Source organism: Streptomyces sp. NPDC024632, assembly GCF_055559175.1.
Genome location: NZ_JBVHLD010000009.1, coordinates 171,792 through 189,137, shown reverse-complemented (window position 1 = coordinate 189,137; position 17,346 = coordinate 171,792). Strand labels below are relative to the sequence as shown.

Genomic DNA, 17,346 nt, shown 5'->3' with positions numbered 1-17,346 from the left:
CGTGCGCCCGGCCGGGAGGTCGGCGGCACGGCGCAGTACCGACCGCAGTTCCCCGGCCGCCGCGGACGCCGGCCCCCCGGTGCGACAGCGCCACCGCCGCCGCGACCGCGTCGACCGCCCGCTCCGGATCGCGGCACAGCGACAGCGCCAGCGAGAACAGCGCGTCCGCGTGCCGTTCGTACCCGCCCAGCTCGTACGCGCCCAGCGCGCCGCTCGCCGGATTCCGCCCATGGGGGTGCTGCGTCAAAGCCCTCACCTGCTCAAACCGTACGTTCGGACAACCGCCGGGGGCAGGGGCGCACCCCGTACGCCATCCCCCTCCCCCCGCCCCCGCCAGCACCCCGAACCGGGACCGGTGGGGGTTATTCGAAGAACTTCAGGCTGAAGCCGGTGTCGGAGGTGGGGCCGGGGACGTTGGCGCGGGAGTAGGTGGTGTTGCCCCACCAGCAGAAGGTGCCGGTGAACCAGTAGCGGTTGGACCAGGAGTAGGGGGTGCCCTTGGGGACGGCGGTGAACATGAGGGGGAAGCGGGGGCCGGCGGGCGGGCTGGTGCCGATGTCGCCGTTGAGGAGGACGAAGCTGTGGGAGCCGGGGCCGTTGACGTAGAGGGTGGGGTCCCAGCCGGACATCATGGTGGCGGCGTGCGCGCCGAACAGGCAGCCGTTGGACTTGTACCAGTCCCAGACGTACGTCGGGTCACCGCCGGAGCGCAGCCGCAGATCGGCCATGCAGTACTGGTCGCTCCAGCTCCCGTTGGCCGAATAGACGATGTGGAGCTGCCCGTTGGGGTCCTTGACGGCGGCGGGCGCCTCGTTGATGTACGGGTTGCCGACGACGCGCTCCCAGCTCTCGCGCGGCTGGGAGATGATGTAGCGCGCGCCGGTCGGCGTGGTGGGGCTGCTCATCCGGACGATGTACAGGTTCTGTTCAACGTTCGTGTCGCCCGCCCAGCCCGACCAGACGAACCAGCGCTGCCCGTTGAAGGTGAAGAGGTTCCCGTCGATGGCCCATTTGTCGTTGGGCAGGGCCAGTTGGGTCTCGGCGCCGTAGCCGCTGTCGGCGGTCGCCGAGCTGATGACGTACATCCGGTGCGCGGCTCCGGCGCCCGACGTGAAGTAGATGTAGTACCGGCCGCCGTCCACCACGATCTCCGGGGCCCACACCTCACCGCGGCCCTTGGTGTCCGACCAGACCTTGCGGGAGGCCGCCGCGCCGAGGGCGTCGGGCGACGACGCCTTCCGTACGGCGATGCCGCCGCCCGACGTCTCGGCCGAGATGTACGTGCTGCCGACCCGGATCACGCTCGGGTCGGCGTTGTGGATGGTGGTCTGGGACGCCTGGGCGGGCGCGGAACACAGCACGGCCAGCAGGGCGAGTACGGCCGCGAGGGCTGCGCACACTGTGCCGGCCAGGGCACCCCTGCCGGTGCCGGACGAACCGGCCGGGCCGCTGCCGGACGAACCGGCCGGGTCACCCCCGGACCAACCGCCCAGACCGGTGCCGGACGAACCGCCCCGGCCGCCGCCTGCCAAGGCACTGTGGAGACTTCGCAGAAGCTTCATAGTCCCGTTCCATGGTCGGGCCTCCGCTTCGACGCCGGGCGGGCGGTGGAGCGCCCGCCGAGGGACGACGTCCGGTCAGAACCGCATCGGAGGGGGGAACTTGGCGCTCTGACCGCTTGAATCCCACCGTTTCCACCGCTCCCGCACAAGGGTCAACACCGGTGGTAGCACGTTCCAACAGCATCGCGAGTGACCGTGGGCATGTCAATCACCCAAGGCGGTACGACTCGGCCGGTCAACCCGTACTCCCCCGCGCCCCATTGACACCATCCGCCCCGGATCACCATCATGTGCACGCCACACGTGTTCGCGTATGCCGCAAATGCCCCCTCCGCACGCACCACCGCGCAGCCGGACCCGCCCTGCCGGGGCACCGCCAGAGCACGCCCCGAGCGCCACCGGCAGCACGGCCCGCCCCCACCGGACCGTCAGGAGAAGCCCCGTGCCCAACGTCGACCGCCGAAGGTTCCTGCAACTCGCCGGAGCCACCGCCGCCGCGTCCGTCCTCACCGGCGGCATCGCCAAGGCCGCCTCGATCCCGGCCGCCGCGGGAACCGGCACCCTCCAGGACGTCGAGCACATCGTCGTCCTGATGCAGGAGAACCGCTCCTTCGACCACTACTTCGGCACCCTGCGCGGCGTGCGCGGCTTCGGCGACCCCCGCCCGGCCACCCTCCCCAGCGGCAAGTCCGTCTTCCACCAGGCGGACGCCGCCGGGCACGAGACGCTCCCCTTCCGGCCGAACATCGACAACCTCGGCCTCCAGTTCCTCCGCGACCTCGACCACAGTTGGTACGGCACCCACCAGGCGTGGAACGGCGGCAACTACGACCGCTGGATCCCGGCCAAGTCCACCACGACGATGGCGCACCTCACCCGCCAGGACATCCCGTACCACTACGCGCTCGCCGACGCGTTCACCATCTGCGACGCCTACCACTGCTCAATGCTCAGCTCCACCGACCCCAACCGGTACTACATGTACACCGGTTACTCGGGCAACGACGGCAAGGGCGGCGGCCCGGTGCTGGGCAACGAGGAGGCCGGGTACGGCTGGACCACCTTCCCCGAGATCCTGGAGCGGGCGGGCGTCTCCTGGAAGGTCTACCAGGACACCGGCACCGGCCTGAACTCCGGCGGCGGCTGGGGCTGGACGAGCGACCCCTTCATCGGCAACTACGGCGACAACTCCCTGCTGTACTTCAACCAGTACCGCAACGCCCAGTCCGGCAGCGCCCTGTACGACAAGGCCCGCACCGGCACCTCGGCCCGCAACGGCGACGGCTACTTCGACCGGCTCAGGGCCGACGTCGTGGGCGGCAAACTCCCCCAGGTCTCCTGGATCGCCGCCCCCGAGGCGTTCTGCGAACACCCCAACTGGCCCGCCAATTACGGCGCTTGGTACATCTCCCAGGTGCTGGACGCGCTCACCGCCGACCCCGACGTGTGGAGCCGTACCGCCGTCTTCCTCACGTACGACGAGAACGACGGCTTCTTCGACCACGTCGTGCCGCCCTTCCCGCCCGCCTCCGCCGCGCGCGGGCTGTCCACCGCCGACGTCACCCAGGACCTCTACACCGGCGGGCTCTCCGGTTACGCGGCCGGGCCGTACGGGCTCGGGCCGCGCGTGCCGATGCTGGTGCTCTCGCCCTGGAGCACGGGCGGCTGGGTCTGCTCGCAGACCTTCGACCACACCTCGATCGTGCAGTTCATCGAGAAGCGCTTCGGTGTGCGCAACCCGAACGTCTCACCCTGGCGCCGCGCGGTCTGCGGCGACCTCACCGCCGCCTTCGACTTCACCCGCAGCAACGCCGCCGCGCCCGCGCTCCCCGGCACCGGCGGCTACGTACCGCCGAACCACAACAACCCCGGCGACTACGTCCCCACCCCGCCCGCCACCGGCGCCGTCCCGCGCCAGGAACCGGGCCTGCGCAACGCCCGCCCGCTGCCGTACGACCTGGCCGCCGACACCCAACCCGCGGGCGGACGCTTCCAGTTCACCTTCCGCAACTTCGGCACGGCGGGCGCCGCCTTCCTCGTCACCTCCGCGGTCCGCTCCGACGGCCCCTGGCCGTACACCGTCGAGGCGGGCAAATCCCTGGTCGACACCTGGCTGATGCCCGCCGCCTCCGACCGCTACGACTTCTCCGTCCACGGCCCCAACGGCTTCCTGCGCCGCATGGCCGGCACCGCGGGCTCCATCGGCCCCGAGGTGACCGCCCGCCACACCCCCGCCACCGGCCAGGTCACCCTCGTCTTCAGCAACCCCACCGGCGCCCCCGTCACCTTCAACGCCACCGACGCCTACGCCCCCACCGCCCACTACACCTACACCGTGGCCGCCGGCGCCTCCCGCACCGTCCCCGCCTGGGGCGTCCCGGCCGGCAACCACTGGTACGACATCACCGTCACCACCACCACCGACCCCGCCTACCTCCGCCGCTTCGCCGCCCACGTGGAAACCGGCACCCCCAGCACCAGCGACCCGGCAACATCAACAACCTGAGGACCCCGCGGCGGCGCGAGTCCGTCCGGATCCCGCGCATCCCGGTCCGCCGGACGAGCCATGGATCTGGTCCGCCCGGCTGAACCGCCCGCCGCGGACGGTCAGTTGTTGATGGTCTGGATCTCCCGGACCGTCACCTCTCGCGGGTCGCCGACCCTGCCGTCGGGCAGGGCGTAGGGGCCGCCGCTCGAACCCGTCCAGCTCACATGCCAGTTGACGGAGACATCGAGCTGGTACGGCGGGGTGTTCTGCGTCGAGCGCAGGTACGTCACGCCGCAGGGAGGGGCTGCCTTCGGGTCGCCGTTGTAGGCGGCGCCGACCTTGCCGTCGGGTCCGATCGGGCAGTCGCCGGAGGACGGGAAGACGGTGGCGTCGGAGGTGCCGGGGGTGATGTGCACGGCGGACGGCTCCGCGGTGGTCTCGGCCCAGATCTCCCGGCCGCCGCCCAGGTCCACCGACGCCCGCACCTTCACCGGCGTGTACGCCTGTCGCAGGGTCACCCAGGTGGGGATGTTGACCGTCTGCGGGCCCGCGGGATTGGTCACGATCCTCACGCCGGGTACGTGGGTGTGGGCGAAGGCGAGCTTGGAGAGCATTTCCGGGGTGATCACATGCCCGGTCCCGGCAGGCGGCATCTGGCCGTTGGGCACCCACCTCGGCGTCTGGTCGTTGCAGCCCATCTGCGCCGACGGGTCGGCGTCCGGATTGACAGTCACCAGCCACCACATTCCCTTGCCGGCCTCGGCGCTGTTGAAGTCCTTGTAGCCCTTGTCCCCGCCGGGGTAGTCCAGCCCGTTCTGGTAGTGGTCCCGGTCCATCCCCATGGCGGTACGGAAAGTGCCGTGCACCTGGGGCAGTTCGTCGTTGAAGTTCTTCGTGTACTCCGCCTTGAACTGCTCGGGGGTGTACTTCGGCCCGAACCAGCAAGGCGGCGGCGTCCAGTTGACGTTGACCGACGCCAACGGTCGGCTCGCGCCGCTCGGCCTGCCCGTGGGATACGTCAGCCGGTACCCCTGGGCGATGGCCTCCAGGTTTCCGCCGCTGTCACCCGATCCCTTTCCACCCGAACCCTTTCCACCCGACGGCGGCAAACCGGTGTCGTCGAAGGCGTAACCCGGTGCCGCCGTGAGTAACACGATGAGCGCCGCGAGGGGCAGCGCGCGGCGGAGTGACCCCGTACCCGTCATTGCTTGCACTCCAACGCCCTTTCCTTGGTGGTGATCGACTGTGCTCGCCAGAGCTGCGTGCCGGGCCGGAACAGGCTGAGCACCAGTTGGTACGACACGTAGTTGCGGTCGTCAGCGCCGGTGACGTGCACCTTCCCGGTCCCGATCTCCTTGCTGAACAGCTTCGACTGGTCCTCGCAGAAGGTGACTTCGGCCGCCGAGTTCTTGGCGAGGAGCTTGACGGCGGGCCGGAAGAAGCGGTCGGTACCGGTCACCGTCTTCTTCGCGTCGATGTGCATCTGGACGTACTGCTTCGCGTAGCTGTACGCGTCGCCCTCCGCGTACGTGTTCAGGGCCCCGCCCTTCACGCTCTGCTCGACCACGCCGTGCGTCATCGACTGCATGAAGTCGGCCGACGCGGTCAGGACCCCGGCCTCGGCGTCGTCCGCCGGAAGCCGCCAGTCGAAGTCGAGCTTCAGGTCCGCGGGGAGCGCGAGCGCCGGGTCGACGGTCAACACCCCACCCGTCGCCGTAGGTTGCGCCGATGTCGCGGTCGCCGTCGCTGTGGCCGAGGGCGCCGTGGTCGGGGAAATCTTGCTGTCGCCGCCACCTGAGCCGCCGCCGCAGGCGGAGAGCGTCAACGCGGCGGTCGCCGCGAGAGCCGCGACGGGAAATGCTGAGCGGGCTCGCATGGTCGAAGTCTCCCGATCGGTTGTCCGTGGGCACCGTTCGGGGCGTCGGCGAAAAGGCCCCCTCGGACCCCGCACGCCTGACCCCCCGTATCCGCCACCCACGGTAGCGAAGAGAACGCGTGAGGTTCGAGAGTGCTCCCGCGCTCAGCGCGTCACGATCGCGTCACTGCGCGGGGAACACGACGGCTGCGGTGCCGGCATCCGGAGTCACAGGGCGATCAGGCCCGCTGGGGTGGGGCGGAAGCCGCACGTGTCGAGGTAGAAGGGGCGGAGGTGGGGCTCGAAGTCGACGTGGAGCCATTCGCAGTGGGCGGCGCGGGCGTGGTGGGCGGCGGTGGCGACGAGGTGGGCGCCGACGCCCTTCGAGCGGTGGGGCCGGGAGACGACGGTGTCCAGGAGGAAGGCGTGGGCGCCGCCGTCCCAGATGACGTTGACGAAGCCGATGAGGCGGGTGTCGTCGTGGGCGCAGACCCAGCCGAGGCTGTGGCGTTCGAGGCGGGCGCGCCAGTCGGTGCGGGCGGGCGGGCCGCCGAAGCCGTCGGCGTGAAGGGAGTTGAGGGCTTCGTTGTCGACGTGGCCGCGCCACTCGTAGGTGATCGTCACGCCGCGATCGTACGGTCGGCGCGGGCGAAGGTGACGGTGACGGCCAGGCCGCCGGGGTGGGTGGGGCGGGCGGTGAGCGTGGCGTGGTGGGCGGTGGCGATGGAGCGGACGATCGCGAGGCCGAGTCCGTGGCCGGACGCGGGTGAGCCGCTGGTGCGGTCGGGGGCGAGACGGCGGAAGGGCTCGAAGAGGTCGGGCACGCGGTCGGCGGGCACCGGTTCGCCGGTGTTGGTGACCGTGAGGGTGTCGTCGGCGAGGTCGAGGGAGACGGCGCCGCCGGGGTGGTTGTACTGGACGGCGTTGCGGATCAGGTTGAACAGGAGGTGCCGCAGCAGGACCGGGTCGCCCTCGACGCGCAGCGGCCGGTCGGCGGTCACGGTGAGCCGGACGTCCTTCTCCTGCGCCAAGTGGCGCAGCTCGCCGGTCAGTTGACGCGCCAGCGGTACGAGGTCGACCTGCTCGGTACGTTCGAGGCCGCGGTCGCTGCGGGCGAGCAGCAGCAGCGCGTCGATCAGCCGCTCGGCGTCGCGGTTGACGGTGAGGAGGTCGTCGCGCACGTCCGCGAGGCCGTCGGGGAGCGGGTCGGCGAGGCCGACTTCGAGGCAGGCGCGCTGGACGGCCAGCGGGGTGCGCAGTTCGTGGGAGGCGTTGGCCACGAAGCGGCGCTGGCCCTCGAAGGACTTCTCCAGCCGGTCGAGCATCGTGTCGAACGTGTCGGCCAGGCGCTGGAGTTCGTCGGCCGGGCCGCTCAACGCGAGGCGTTCGTGCAGGTTCTGCTCGCTGATCCGGCGGGCGGCGTCCGTCACGGCCGCGACCGGGCGCAGCGCCCGCCCCGCGAGCCACCAGCCGGTGGCGGCGGCCAGCACCGTCACGAGCACCAGGCCGATCGCCGACCACAGGATCATCTGGTGCAGCGCCGCGTCCTGCACGGCGCCCACGGTCCAGTGCAGCGCGCGGATCGAGATGCCGTCGCCGGTGCCGCCCGTGCCGCCCGCGCCATCGATGGCGCCCGTGCCGCCGGAGCCGCCGTGGGGTACGACGGGTCCGGTGCGGCCGGTGGGGGCGTACGTCGCCGCGTCCGTCGGTCCCCCGGTGGCGCGGCTGACCCCGATGCCCTGCACCTGCCGTGTCGTCCCGTAGCGCGCCAGCACCACGACGAACGCCAGCAGCGCCGTCCCCGAGAGGAGGAAGAGCCCGGCGAAGGCGGCGGCCAGCCGGGCCCGGAACGTCAGGTGCGGGCGCGGGGGCCTGATCAGCGGCACAGCCGGTACCCCTCTCCGGCGTCCGCCACGATCACGTCGGGCGGGCCGAGCTTGCCGCGCAGGCGGCTGACGGTGGCGCGCACGGCGCTGGTCCGCGGGTCCAGGTGCTCGTCCCACACGGACCGCACCAACTCCTCCTGCGTGACGGCCTCGCCGCCCGCGCCGACCAGCGCGTGCAGCACCGCGAACTCCTTCGGCGTCAGCTCGACCGCCCGCCCGTCGATCCGCGCCTCGCGCCTGGCGGCGTCCACCGTGATGCCCTCGTACGCCACCACGACCGGCGGCGCCTTCAGCGCCCGGCGGCTCAACGCCCTGATCCGCGCGACCAGTTCGGCGAAGTCGAACGGCTTGGCCAGGTAGTCGTCCGCCCCCAGCCGCTCCAGCCCGTACACCCTGTCCTCGACCCCGCCCGCCGCCGTCAGCATCAAGATCCGCGGCGGCGCCGCCATCCCCCGCACCCTCCGGCACACCTCGTCCCCGCTCAGCACCGGCAGATCCCGGTCGAGCACGAGCACGTCGTACTCCGTGACCCCGCACATCCGCTCGGCCGCGTCCCCCGACACCGCCAGGTCCACCGCCATCGACTGCCGCCGCAGCCCGATCACGATCGTCCGCCCCAACACGTGATGATCCTCGGCCACCAGAACTCTCATGCGGGCCAGGGAAACACGGGGGGCCGTACGCGGAGATAAGCGTGCGTCCTCCGGACGGGTCGCCGAAGAACCGGCGGGCGCCGGAGCCGGGGCTCGACCGGCGGTGCCGGTACGCGGCCGGCGGTGCCGGTACGCGGCCGGCGGCGGCCCGCCGGGCGCGGGAGCCGTAAGCGCTACGCGGTACGAGCGGCCGGTGGCCGCCTGCCGGACGAGGGCCTGCGCGTCCTGCCGAAGGCGGCCAGCCGGGCAACCGCTGCGCCCGACCGGCCGGACGACGGGAGTCGGCAGTCGCCGTACGCCGTGCGCGCGGCGGTCGGCGACGCAGGGCCGAAGGCGATACGGGGCCAGGTCCGCCGCCTGCCGGACGGGGCATGCGGGACCCCCGCCGTAGACGGCCCGCCGGGCCATTGCTACGCCCGCCTGCCGGACGTCGGCAGACGGCCGCCGACGTGGGGCGGGGGCGGGAGCGCCCCAGGTGGGGATCTTGTACGGCTGCGGCTCTGGGGGTCTTGGCCGGGGGCTTATGGGAACGTAACCGGGTTTATGCCGCTGCGCGGGGGCGGCTGGTGTGCTCGGCGCATGAACTTCGTCAAGCGGGCAGCGTTCAGTCTGGTGGCACGGGCGGGAAAGGCCGCGCTGTTGCTGGGCGTGTTCGGGGTGATCTGCGCGCTGCTGCTCGGGGGGTTCCTGCTCAGGGGGGCGACGCAGCGACGGGAGGCGGAGACGCAGCGGCGGGTGGGGGTGGACGTCACCGTGCGCGGGGACGGGCTGACCTCGGCGGTGGTCGGGCGGCTGGGGACGTATCCGCTGGTCGAGCGGTACAACGAGCTGCTGCGCGCGGTGACGGTCCCGCCGCCGGGCCTGGCGGCCGTGGTGCCGGAGGGGGCTCCGGGCGGCGGCGGCAAGGACGGGCTCACGCTGAACGGCGTCCGCGCGTCGGACACGCTCCTCGACTTCGCCACCGGCCGGGTCCGTGTCGTCGCGGGCCGGGGCATCACCGTGGCGGACGCCCGCCGCAAGGTGATCCTCCTCGAACGGCGGCTGGCCGCGAAGCACGGGCTCGCGGTGGGCGACACCGTCGAGCTGGGCGGCGCGGGCGGGCGGCGGGAGCCGTTCGAGGTCGTGGGGCTCTACCGGGACACGCGCCAGGACCCGCCGCAGTGGACGTCCGCCGCCGACCTGGGCGCGAACCAGGTGTACGTGCCGGTCGCCGCCGTCACCGCGCTGGGGCTCGGGGCGAAGCCCACGGAGGCGGTCTTCACGATCGGTTCGCCCGACCGGGCGGAACCGCTCCACGCGGAGGCGGTACGGCTGCTGGGCCCGAAGGGCTTCCGCTTCGACGTCAACGACAAGGCGTACCGCGACCAGGTGCTGCCGCTGCGGCGGGTCGGGGCGTTCGCGGGGGCGCTGGTCTGGCTGATCGCGCTGTGCGGCGCGGCGATCCTCGGGCTGGTCGTCCTGCTGACGGTCAAGGAGCGGCGGGCCGAACTGGGCATGCTGCTGGCGCTGGGCGAGCGGAAGTGGAAGCTCATCGGCCAGCACACCGTCGAGGTGACCGTGCTGCTGGTGCCCGCGCTCGGGGTGGCCGCGCTGGCCGGGCAGTCCCTCGCGCACCGGGCGGGCGAGACGCTGCTGGCCCGCGAGCAGTACGGCGGCGCCGCGTCCCGCCCCGGCGGCTCCGCGTCCGACGAAGCCGACGCGTCCAGTGAATCCGACGCGTCCCGCCCCGGCACCCCGTCCCGCCCCGGTACCGCGCCCCACGAAGCCGCCGCCCCCGACGACACCCCCGCCGTACCCGACATCCGCGTGAGCGCGGGCGACCTCGGCAAGGTCGCCGGAATCGGCCTCGGCATCGCGCTCGTCTCCACGGTCCTGCCCGGCGTCGGAATCCTGCGCCTGCACCCCCGCTCGATCCTCACCGACACCGAATAGCCGCACCGCGAAATCCCGACGCCCACGCCCCCGCCCATGCCCACGCCCTCACCCATGCGCACCACCACCGACCCCCCAAGAGGCCGACTGTCATGAACTTCGTCAAACGCGCGGGCCTGAGCCTGTGGTCCCGCAAAGGCAAGACCCTGATCACCCTGGGCACCTTCCTCGTCGTGTCCGCCATGGTGCTCGGCGGCGTCCTCATCAAGTCCGGCACGGCTCGGGCGACAGAAGCCGCCAGGCAGCGGCTCGGCGCCGAGGTCACGCTCGGGGCGGACATGGACGCGCCGTTCACCGGACAGGCACCGACCATCGGCGCGGACGTCGTGGACCGGATCGGCGCGTCCCCCCTGGTGGAGAAGTACACGTACAACTCCTTCGACGGCACACGGCTGTTGAACGGCGCGAGAACCGCCACCGGCAAGCCCCTCGCCCCGGACTACCCCGCGAACTCGACACTCGCCTTCGGCGTCCTGGACTCGACGCTGATGCCGCACTTCAGCGACGGCACCTGGACGTTGCTGTCGGGGGAGCCGATCACGGCGGCCGACCGCGAGGACGACAGCGTCCTCGTCGAGGAGCGCCTGGCGAAGAAGAACGGCCTCGCGCCCGGCGGCACGCTCACGCTCGGCGAGAACGACCCGAAGGGCAAGCGCAAGGCCGTCTTCACCGTGAAGGGCGTCTACCGCGACCCGTCCGACACCGTCGACAGCGAGTACGGCATCGCGCCCGGCGACCGGCTGATCGTCCCGGCCGCCGCGCTGAGCAGGCTCAACTCCGACGGCAGCGGCGGAGCGCCGCAACTCCAGGGCGCCACCTTCCGGTTGAAGGACCCGGCGACGTACGACGCCTTCCGTGCGCAGGCGGAGCGGACGGCGGGCGACGCGCTGCACGGCCTCGCCTTCGACCTCAACGACAAGGCGCTGCGGCAGATGACCGGCCCGCTGCGGAGCATCACGTCCTCCGCGACGGCGGCGATGTGGCTGATCGGGGTGGCCGGGGCGCTCGTCCTCGGCCTGCTCGCCACCCTCGCGGTCCGGCAGCGGCAACGGGAGTTCGGCGTGCTGCTCGCGATGGGCGAGAGGAAGTGGAAGCTCGTCGCCCAGCAGGCCGTGGAGATCACCGTGGCCGCCGCGCTCGCCGTCGGGCTCAGCGCGCTGTTCGCCCAGAGCCTGACGCAGAAGGCGGGCGACTCGCTGCTCAGCGGCGAAGCGGCCTCCGCCCAGCGGAAGATCGACGCCTGGCAGCCGCCGCCCCCCGGCTCCACCGGCCTCGAGGAAGGCATCGACATGAACGACAAGCCGGTCGAGGGCGCCGTCCCCATCGACTCGATCACGGTACGGCTGTCGCCGTCCGACCTCGCCACCGTCGCGGGCGTCGGCCTCGGCATCGGCCTGCTCGCCACCGCCGTCCCCGGCGCCGCCGTACTCCGGCTCACCCCGCGCACGATCCTCACGAAGGGCAAGTGACCTCATATGAAACGGAATTCGGGCACCTCACGGACTCCGCGCGAGTCCCGGGACGCCGCTACGGCGGCAGGCGCGACCCCCGACGCCGCCCCCGAGGCCGCCTCCGGCGCCACCTCCGACGCCGTCCCCGCCGCTCCCCCCGTCCTCCAACTCTCCGCCGTCAGCCACACCTACCAGGGCCAGCGGCGCAAGACCACCGTGCTCCGGCAGATCGACGTGTCCTTCGAGCGGGGCACGTTCTCCACCATCCTCGGCCCCTCGGGCAGCGGCAAGACCACCCTGCTCAGCCTGGCCAGCGGCCTGGACAGCCCCACCACGGGCACCGTCCGCTTCGACGGGCGGGACATCGCGTCCATCGGCCTCGGCCGCTACCGCAACAAGCACGCCGCCACGGTCTTCCAGCAGTACAACCTGCTGCCGTACATGACGGCCCTTCAGAACGTCGTCACCGCGATGGAGATCACCGGCGCCAGGCCCGCCACCGGGCGGCGCAAAGCCCGCGCGCTCGACATCCTGGCCGGCGTCGGCCTCGACCCCGACGCCGCGCACCGCAATGTGCTCAAGCTCTCCGGCGGGCAGCAGCAGCGCGTCGCCATCGCCCGGGCCCTGGCCTGCGACGTCGACATCCTCTTCGCCGACGAACCCACGGGCAACCTCGACGAGGACACCGCCGACAGCATCATCGACATCTTCCGCGACCTGGCGCACATCCAGCACAAGTGCGTCATCGTCGTGACCCACAGCCAGACCCTCGCCGCCCGCTCCGACCGCACCCTCACCCTCCGCAAGGGCAAAGTCACCACGACGCGGGCCGCCTGAGCCTGTCAGTGGCTCCCTATAGCGTCAGCCCATGACCGAAACCTCGACGCTGGACCCGCTCACGTTCTTCGAGTACGACCACGACCCGGGCAACTACTGCCTGCTGCTCAGCGACACCGACATGGTCCCCTTCATGGACGTCTTCGAGGAGTGCGAGCAGTACGGCAGCGGCTACGGCTGGACGGGCGTCGCCCGCTCGGCCATCCGCTCCCGCGCGCCCGAACTCCTCGACCGCGTCTCCTTCGACCCCGAAGCGGGCATGTTCGTCGCCTACGGCACGGACCCCGAAGCGCTCCAGGCCCTGGGCGCCCTTCTCAAGGAGGCCCTGACCGACAAGGCGGTCCTCAAGCACCTGATAGAGACCGGCGATCCGGCCTGGTTCGACTGAACTCGGCCGCCGCGGGGCCCCGTTCCCCCGCCGACCGCCCACGCCCACCGCCCACCGCCCTCCGCCCGTGACGGACCCCCGAACCCCCGGACCCCCGGAATCACCGCATCCGCGTCAAGAAGTCGTATGAGACGTGTAAATTGGTCGCTGGTGTGCCGGGAAGTCTGGTCGGCGAATACGAGAGAACTCTCTTCGCTGATCGGGGGCACCGTCCGTGGTAGTCGTGACGTGGATACGGGCGAAACACGCGGTGCCGGATGAGTGACTGGCACGCGTGGGCGGCCGTCGCCGTCTTCTTCGGGACGTACGCGCTGATCATCAGCGAACGCGTCCACCGGGTGGCTGCGGCGCTCGGCGGCGCCGGACTGATGCTCGCGATCGGCGCGACCGACGACGTCTCCGCCTTCTACTCCGAAGACTCCGGCATCGACTGGAACGTCATCTTCCTGCTGCTGGGCATGATGATGATCGTCGGCGTGCTCAAGCGCACCGGCCTCTTCGAGTACCTGGCGATCTGGTCGGTGAAGCGGGCGCGGGCCAAACCGTTCCGCGTGATGGTGATGCTCATCGTCGTCACCGCCACCGCCTCCGCGCTGCTGGACAACGTGACGACGGTGCTGCTCGTCGCGCCCGTCACCCTGCTGGTCTGCGAACGCCTCGCCCTGCCGTCCGCGCCGTTCCTGATCGCGGAGGTCTTCGCCGCGAACATCGGCGGGGTCGCGACGCTCGTCGGCGACCCGCCCAACATCATCATCGCCAGCCGCGCGGGCCTGACCTTCAACGACTTCCTCGTCCATCTGGCGCCGCTGGCCGTGGTGTTGGTGCTCGTGCTGATCGGCCTGTCACGCGTGATGTTCCGCTCGGCGTTCGACGGGGACGCCGACCGCGCGCTGGCGGTCATGGCGCTGGACGAGCGCGAGGCGATACGCGACCCGCGGATGCTCCGGCAGGGCCTGGCCGTACTCGCGCTCGTCATCGCCGGTTTCGTCCTGCACCCGGTGCTGCACCTCGAACCGAGCGTCGTGGCCCTGCTCGGCGCGGGACTGCTCGTCGCGGTGTCCCGGGCGAACACCGGCGAGGTGCTGACCGAGGTCGAGTGGCCCACCCTCGCCTTCTTCGCCGGGCTGTTCGTCATGATCGGCGGCCTGATCGACACCGGCGTCATCGGCCAGGTCTCCGACGCCCTCGCCAACGCCGTCGGCGAGCGGGAACTCGGCGGCTCCATGCTGATGCTCGGCGCGTCCGCCGTCCTGTCCGGCGTCGTCGACAACATCCCGTACGTCGCCACGATGGCGCCCGTCGCCGCCGACCTCGTCCGTCACCTGGGCGGCGACCCCGACCACGTCATGTGGTGGGCGCTGACCCTCGGCGCCGACCTCGGCGGCAATGCCACCGCGATCGGCGCCTCGGCCAACGTCGTCGTGCTCGGCATCGCCGAACGCGCCCGACAGCCCATCTCCTTCTGGCAGTTCACCCGCTACGGCCTCGTCGTCACCGCCGCCACCGTCGCCGTATCGGCCCTCTATCTGTGGCTGCGCTACTTCGCGCTGGCGTGACGGCAAGCTGTACCGGAAGCCGTAGCGGAAGCCGTACGGGACCGGGAGCTCACGTCGTCGTGCAGACCGTGCCGTTGAGGGTGAAGACGGTCGGCGGGGGCGCCGCGCCGTCGTTGGCCCCGGTGAAGCCGAAGGAGGCGGAGTTGCCGCCGTTGGCGGCGAGCGTCGCGTTCCAGTCGACCGGAGTGGCCACGACCTGCCTGCCGGTCTGCGTGACCTTGGAGTTCCAGAAGCCGGACACGGACTCGCCCGCGCTGGGGAAGGCGAAGGCGAGCGTCCAGCCGGTGATCGGGCTCGGGCCGGTGTTGGTGACGGTCACCTCGGCGTTGAAGCCGTTGCCCCAGCCCGCGGTGGTGCGGTAGCCGACCTGGCAGGTCGAGTGCGCGGGGGTGCCGGTGCGTACGGTCACCGGGTCGGACGGCGGCGACAGCCGGCCGTTGGCGTCCCGCGCCAGGACGTTCCAGGTGAAGGTCGTACCGGGCGTGAGGTTGTGGACGGTCGCGGAGGTGCCCGTGCTGTCGGCCAGCAGCTCGCTGACCGTGCCGACCTGCCGGTAGACCTCGTAACGGGTCACCGCGCCGCCGGTCGACGGCGTCCAGCTCACGGTGGCGGTGGTGTCCCCGGCCGCGGTCACCCTCGGCGCGCCGGGCGCGGTCAGGGCCGAGCCCGTACCGGCCTTGGGGTGCAGGGTGACGGTGGTCAACGAGTAGGGCGGCAGCGTCTGTTGGGCGCTGTAGGCCGACGTGACGGTGTCGATCGCGGCGGCCTGGTCGCGGTAGGTATCCACGGTCACCCCTGCCGACGTGTCGGGGGTGAAGCCGGTGTAGTGCAGGGCCACGGTCCGCGCCGCCGACGGGTCCTTGTTGATCAGCAGCACGCTCAGGTCGCCGTTCGCGCGGCGCACGGCGTGTGCCGCGACCGTCGCGGCACCGCTGCCCGCGCCGACCATCCGGTCCCCCGGCCGCCCGAGCCGGCTCAGCATCTGGATCGCGTAGTACGGCGGGAACGGCGTGTTGAGCGCGGGCTCGCACACCGTGCCGACGCAGTTGGCGCTGGACAGCACACCCCAATCGCCGTAATCGGTCGCGCCGTTGGGCGACGTCGAGATCTGCTGGGCGCCGTTGTGCGTGTCCCACCAGTCGACGGTGAACACCCCGTTCTGAAGGGCGGTCAGATACGCGTCGGCGCCGAACAGCGCGTTCGGCTGCGTGTCCACGTCCCGGCCGCCGTTGACCTCGGTGAGCGCGATGGGGGTGTCGCCCGCGCCCGCCGCGGTCAACTGGTCCTTCAACTGGCCGAGTTCACCGGCGAGCTGCGAGGGCGTGTTGAGCATCTGCGCGGTGTCCGACGTGCTCGGGTACCAGTGGACGATCACGAAGTCGGCCTTGCCCGCGATCAGCGGGATGACCGTGTGGTTCCAGTCGGCGCTCTCGCCGTCGGCCATCACCCCGTCCGGCCAGTTGCCCGGCATGGTCAGCACCGCCCCGACCTTCACCGTCGGGTCCACGGCCTTCATCGCCGACACGTACTGGAGCACGTTGTTCGCGTACGCGGCGGGCGACTTGTCGGCGTGGTCGTCCTGCTCCCAGCCGGAGCCGTAATGCCCGTTCCCGTACAGCTCGTTGCCCACCTCCCAGAACTTCGCGCCGTACCCCTTGGTGACGTTGGCGTACCGCACCCAGTCCGCGGCCTCCTGCGGTGTGCCGGAGCCGTAGTTGGCGATGAGCATCGGCTGGGCGCCGATCTTCTTGACCGTGCCCATGAACGCGTCGAAGTCCGTGCCGGGCGCCACGTATCCGCCGGGCGCGGTGTTCGTCCGCCAGTGGTAGATGTCGCCGTACGAGCCGCCGGGGTAGCGCAGCATTCCGACGTCGGCGGCCTGGAGCAGGTCCTGGACCTGCGGCTCGTTCATCTGCGCGTCCCACACGGCGCTGTTGAGGCCGTACGCCGTGCCGGGGATCGTCCCCAGGCCCTCGTTGGCGTTGACGGTGACGTCCGCGGGCGCCGCGGGCGGGTCGTCGGCCCGCGCGGTGGCGCCGCCGAGCAGCAGCGTGCCGAGGAGCGCGGCGGCGGAGGCCGCCGCCACGAGCGGGCGGCGGCGCCCGCGTAAGGGCTGGGGGCCGGGGGGCATGACAAGACGCACGGCGTACTCACCTTCGGGAGGCGGGATGTGGGGGGTCGTGCCGCGTACGCGTGGGAGCGCTCCCACAATGCGGGCGACCGCCTCCACTGTCAATGGTTCGCACGCCCCACCCCGTCCGGGGCGGTGGCCGGGCGCGACGCGGGCCGCGCGGCGGTTCATGCACGCGGGGAATTTCGTCTCGCACGGCGACCGGCGCGTCGAGCACCTCAGCGACGACGGCACCGTCCGCGCCACGGACGCCTTCGCGCCGGGCGAGGCGCCCGTCACCCTCCACGGCTACGCCCCCCGCAAGCCCGCCGTGGCCGCCACCACCGGCTCCGTCGGCCCCGTCGGCTCCGTCGGCTGCGTCGGCTGCGTCGGCTGCGTCGGCTGCGTCAGCGCAGTCGGCTACGACACCGGCACCCAGCTCTTCCGCTTCACCGCCATCGCCGACCCCGGCGCGTCGGGCGGCAACCGCGCGGCGCTCTCCGTCACGGCTCTCCGTCACGGCTCTCCGTCACGGCTCTCCATCACGCCCTGATTCCCGGGGACCGGCCCGCGCGGACAACGCGTATTCGGCGGGGCCGACCGGCCGGTCGGCCCCGCTCTCGCGTCC

14 protein-coding genes are annotated in these 17,346 nt (G+C 71.9%); 7 read left to right on the top strand and 7 right to left on the bottom strand.

The features are described 5' to 3' along the window. Positions 1–362: 362 nt before the first annotated feature. Entirely contained in the window at positions 363–1,562 is a 1,200-nt protein-coding gene (locus ACZ37P_RS20495) for a glycoside hydrolase family 43 protein (RefSeq protein ID WP_467347878.1), read from the bottom strand. A gap of 442 nt (positions 1,563–2,004) precedes the next feature. Here ACZ37P_RS20495 and ACZ37P_RS20490 point away from each other — a divergent pair, with 442 nt between their 5' ends. Beyond that, entirely contained in the window at positions 2,005–4,068 is a 2,064-nt protein-coding gene (locus ACZ37P_RS20490; protein ID WP_467347877.1) for a phosphocholine-specific phospholipase C, read from the top strand. 101 nt (positions 4,069–4,169) lie between these two features. Here ACZ37P_RS20490 and ACZ37P_RS20485 read toward each other — a convergent pair whose 3' ends face one another. The 5 genes from ACZ37P_RS20485 to ACZ37P_RS20465 all read right to left on the bottom strand — a co-directional run bounded on the left by ACZ37P_RS20485 (position 4,170) and on the right by ACZ37P_RS20465 (position 8,444). Beyond that, positions 4,170–5,255, bottom strand: coding sequence for a hypothetical protein (locus tag ACZ37P_RS20485; protein ID WP_467347875.1), 1,086 nt, complete (start codon positions 5,253–5,255; stop codon positions 4,170–4,172). Continuing rightward, positions 5,252–5,926 (bottom strand): hypothetical protein, encoded by a 675-nt coding sequence (locus tag ACZ37P_RS20480; RefSeq protein ID WP_355340015.1) that lies wholly within the window; start codon positions 5,924–5,926, stop codon positions 5,252–5,254. Before ACZ37P_RS20480 ends, ACZ37P_RS20485 begins: the two co-directional genes overlap by 4 nt. A 207-nt stretch (positions 5,927–6,133) precedes the next feature. Next, the gene (locus tag ACZ37P_RS20475) at positions 6,134–6,529 is read right to left on the bottom strand and encodes a GNAT family N-acetyltransferase (RefSeq protein WP_355340012.1); all 396 of its coding nucleotides are present in this window, start codon (positions 6,527–6,529) and stop codon (positions 6,134–6,136) included. Continuing rightward, the gene (locus ACZ37P_RS20470; RefSeq protein WP_467347874.1) at positions 6,526–7,791 is read right to left on the bottom strand and encodes a sensor histidine kinase; all 1,266 of its coding nucleotides are present in this window, start codon (positions 7,789–7,791) and stop codon (positions 6,526–6,528) included. Before ACZ37P_RS20470 ends, ACZ37P_RS20475 begins: the two co-directional genes overlap by 4 nt. Next, positions 7,782–8,444 carry a response regulator transcription factor gene (locus ACZ37P_RS20465; protein WP_401851653.1) on the bottom strand — a complete coding sequence of 221 codons (663 nt, stop codon included), beginning with the start codon at positions 8,442–8,444 and terminating at the stop codon, positions 7,782–7,784. Before ACZ37P_RS20465 ends, ACZ37P_RS20470 begins: the two co-directional genes overlap by 10 nt. Positions 8,445–9,023: 579 nt before the next feature. Here ACZ37P_RS20465 and ACZ37P_RS20460 point away from each other — a divergent pair. From ACZ37P_RS20460 to ACZ37P_RS20440, 5 genes are all read left to right on the top strand, one after another. Next, a complete protein-coding gene (locus ACZ37P_RS20460) occupies positions 9,024–10,376 on the top strand; it encodes an ABC transporter permease (protein ID WP_467347873.1) in 1,353 nt (450 codons plus the stop codon). A 92-nt stretch (positions 10,377–10,468) separates the two neighbouring features. After that, positions 10,469–11,845 (top strand): ABC transporter permease, encoded by a 1,377-nt coding sequence (locus ACZ37P_RS20455; protein ID WP_467347872.1) that lies wholly within the window; start codon positions 10,469–10,471, stop codon positions 11,843–11,845. A 6-nt stretch (positions 11,846–11,851) separates the two neighbouring features. Then, positions 11,852–12,664, top strand: a complete 813-nt coding sequence (locus ACZ37P_RS20450) for an ABC transporter ATP-binding protein (RefSeq protein WP_467347871.1) — start codon at positions 11,852–11,854, stop codon at positions 12,662–12,664. A gap of 31 nt (positions 12,665–12,695) precedes the next feature. Then, the gene (locus ACZ37P_RS20445; protein WP_391041687.1) at positions 12,696–13,052 is read left to right on the top strand and encodes an immunity 51 family protein; all 357 of its coding nucleotides are present in this window, start codon (positions 12,696–12,698) and stop codon (positions 13,050–13,052) included. A 257-nt stretch (positions 13,053–13,309) separates the two neighbouring features. Continuing rightward, the gene (locus ACZ37P_RS20440) at positions 13,310–14,608 is read left to right on the top strand and encodes an ArsB/NhaD family transporter (protein ID WP_355339992.1); all 1,299 of its coding nucleotides are present in this window, start codon (positions 13,310–13,312) and stop codon (positions 14,606–14,608) included. A 49-nt stretch (positions 14,609–14,657) separates the two neighbouring features. Here ACZ37P_RS20440 and ACZ37P_RS20435 read toward each other — a convergent pair whose 3' ends face one another. Next, positions 14,658–16,751: a cellulose binding domain-containing protein gene (locus ACZ37P_RS20435; RefSeq protein ID WP_467347868.1), complete on the bottom strand. Its 2,094-nt coding sequence runs from the start codon at positions 16,749–16,751 to the stop codon at positions 14,658–14,660. Positions 16,752–16,908: 157 nt separating this feature from the next. Here ACZ37P_RS20435 and ACZ37P_RS20430 point away from each other — a divergent pair, with 157 nt between their 5' ends. After that, a complete protein-coding gene (locus ACZ37P_RS20430) occupies positions 16,909–17,271 on the top strand; it encodes a hypothetical protein (protein ID WP_467347866.1) in 363 nt (120 codons plus the stop codon). Positions 17,272–17,346: the final 75 nt, after the last annotated feature.

Bases quoted from the DNA above. Each gene is read 5' to 3' on its own strand.
- ACZ37P_RS20495 (WP_467347878.1), bottom strand. From the start codon at position 1,562: ATGAAGCTTCTGCGAAGTCTCCACAGTGCCTTGGCAGGCGGCGGCCGG.
- ACZ37P_RS20485 (WP_467347875.1), bottom strand. From the start codon at position 5,255: ATGACGGGTACGGGGTCACTCCGCCGCGCGCTGCCCCTCGCGGCGCTC.
- ACZ37P_RS20480 (WP_355340015.1), bottom strand. From the start codon at position 5,926: ATGCGAGCCCGCTCAGCATTTCCCGTCGCGGCTCTCGCGGCGACCGCC.
- ACZ37P_RS20465 (WP_401851653.1), bottom strand. From the start codon at position 8,444: ATGAGAGTTCTGGTGGCCGAGGATCATCACGTGTTGGGGCGGACGATC.
- ACZ37P_RS20460 (WP_467347873.1), top strand. From the start codon at position 9,024: ATGAACTTCGTCAAGCGGGCAGCGTTCAGTCTGGTGGCACGGGCGGGA.
- ACZ37P_RS20455 (WP_467347872.1), top strand. From the start codon at position 10,469: ATGAACTTCGTCAAACGCGCGGGCCTGAGCCTGTGGTCCCGCAAAGGC.
- ACZ37P_RS20450 (WP_467347871.1), top strand. From the start codon at position 11,852: ATGAAACGGAATTCGGGCACCTCACGGACTCCGCGCGAGTCCCGGGAC.
- ACZ37P_RS20445 (WP_391041687.1), top strand. From the start codon at position 12,696: ATGACCGAAACCTCGACGCTGGACCCGCTCACGTTCTTCGAGTACGAC.
- ACZ37P_RS20440 (WP_355339992.1), top strand. From the start codon at position 13,310: ATGAGTGACTGGCACGCGTGGGCGGCCGTCGCCGTCTTCTTCGGGACG.
- ACZ37P_RS20430 (WP_467347866.1), top strand. From the start codon at position 16,909: ATGCACGCGGGGAATTTCGTCTCGCACGGCGACCGGCGCGTCGAGCAC.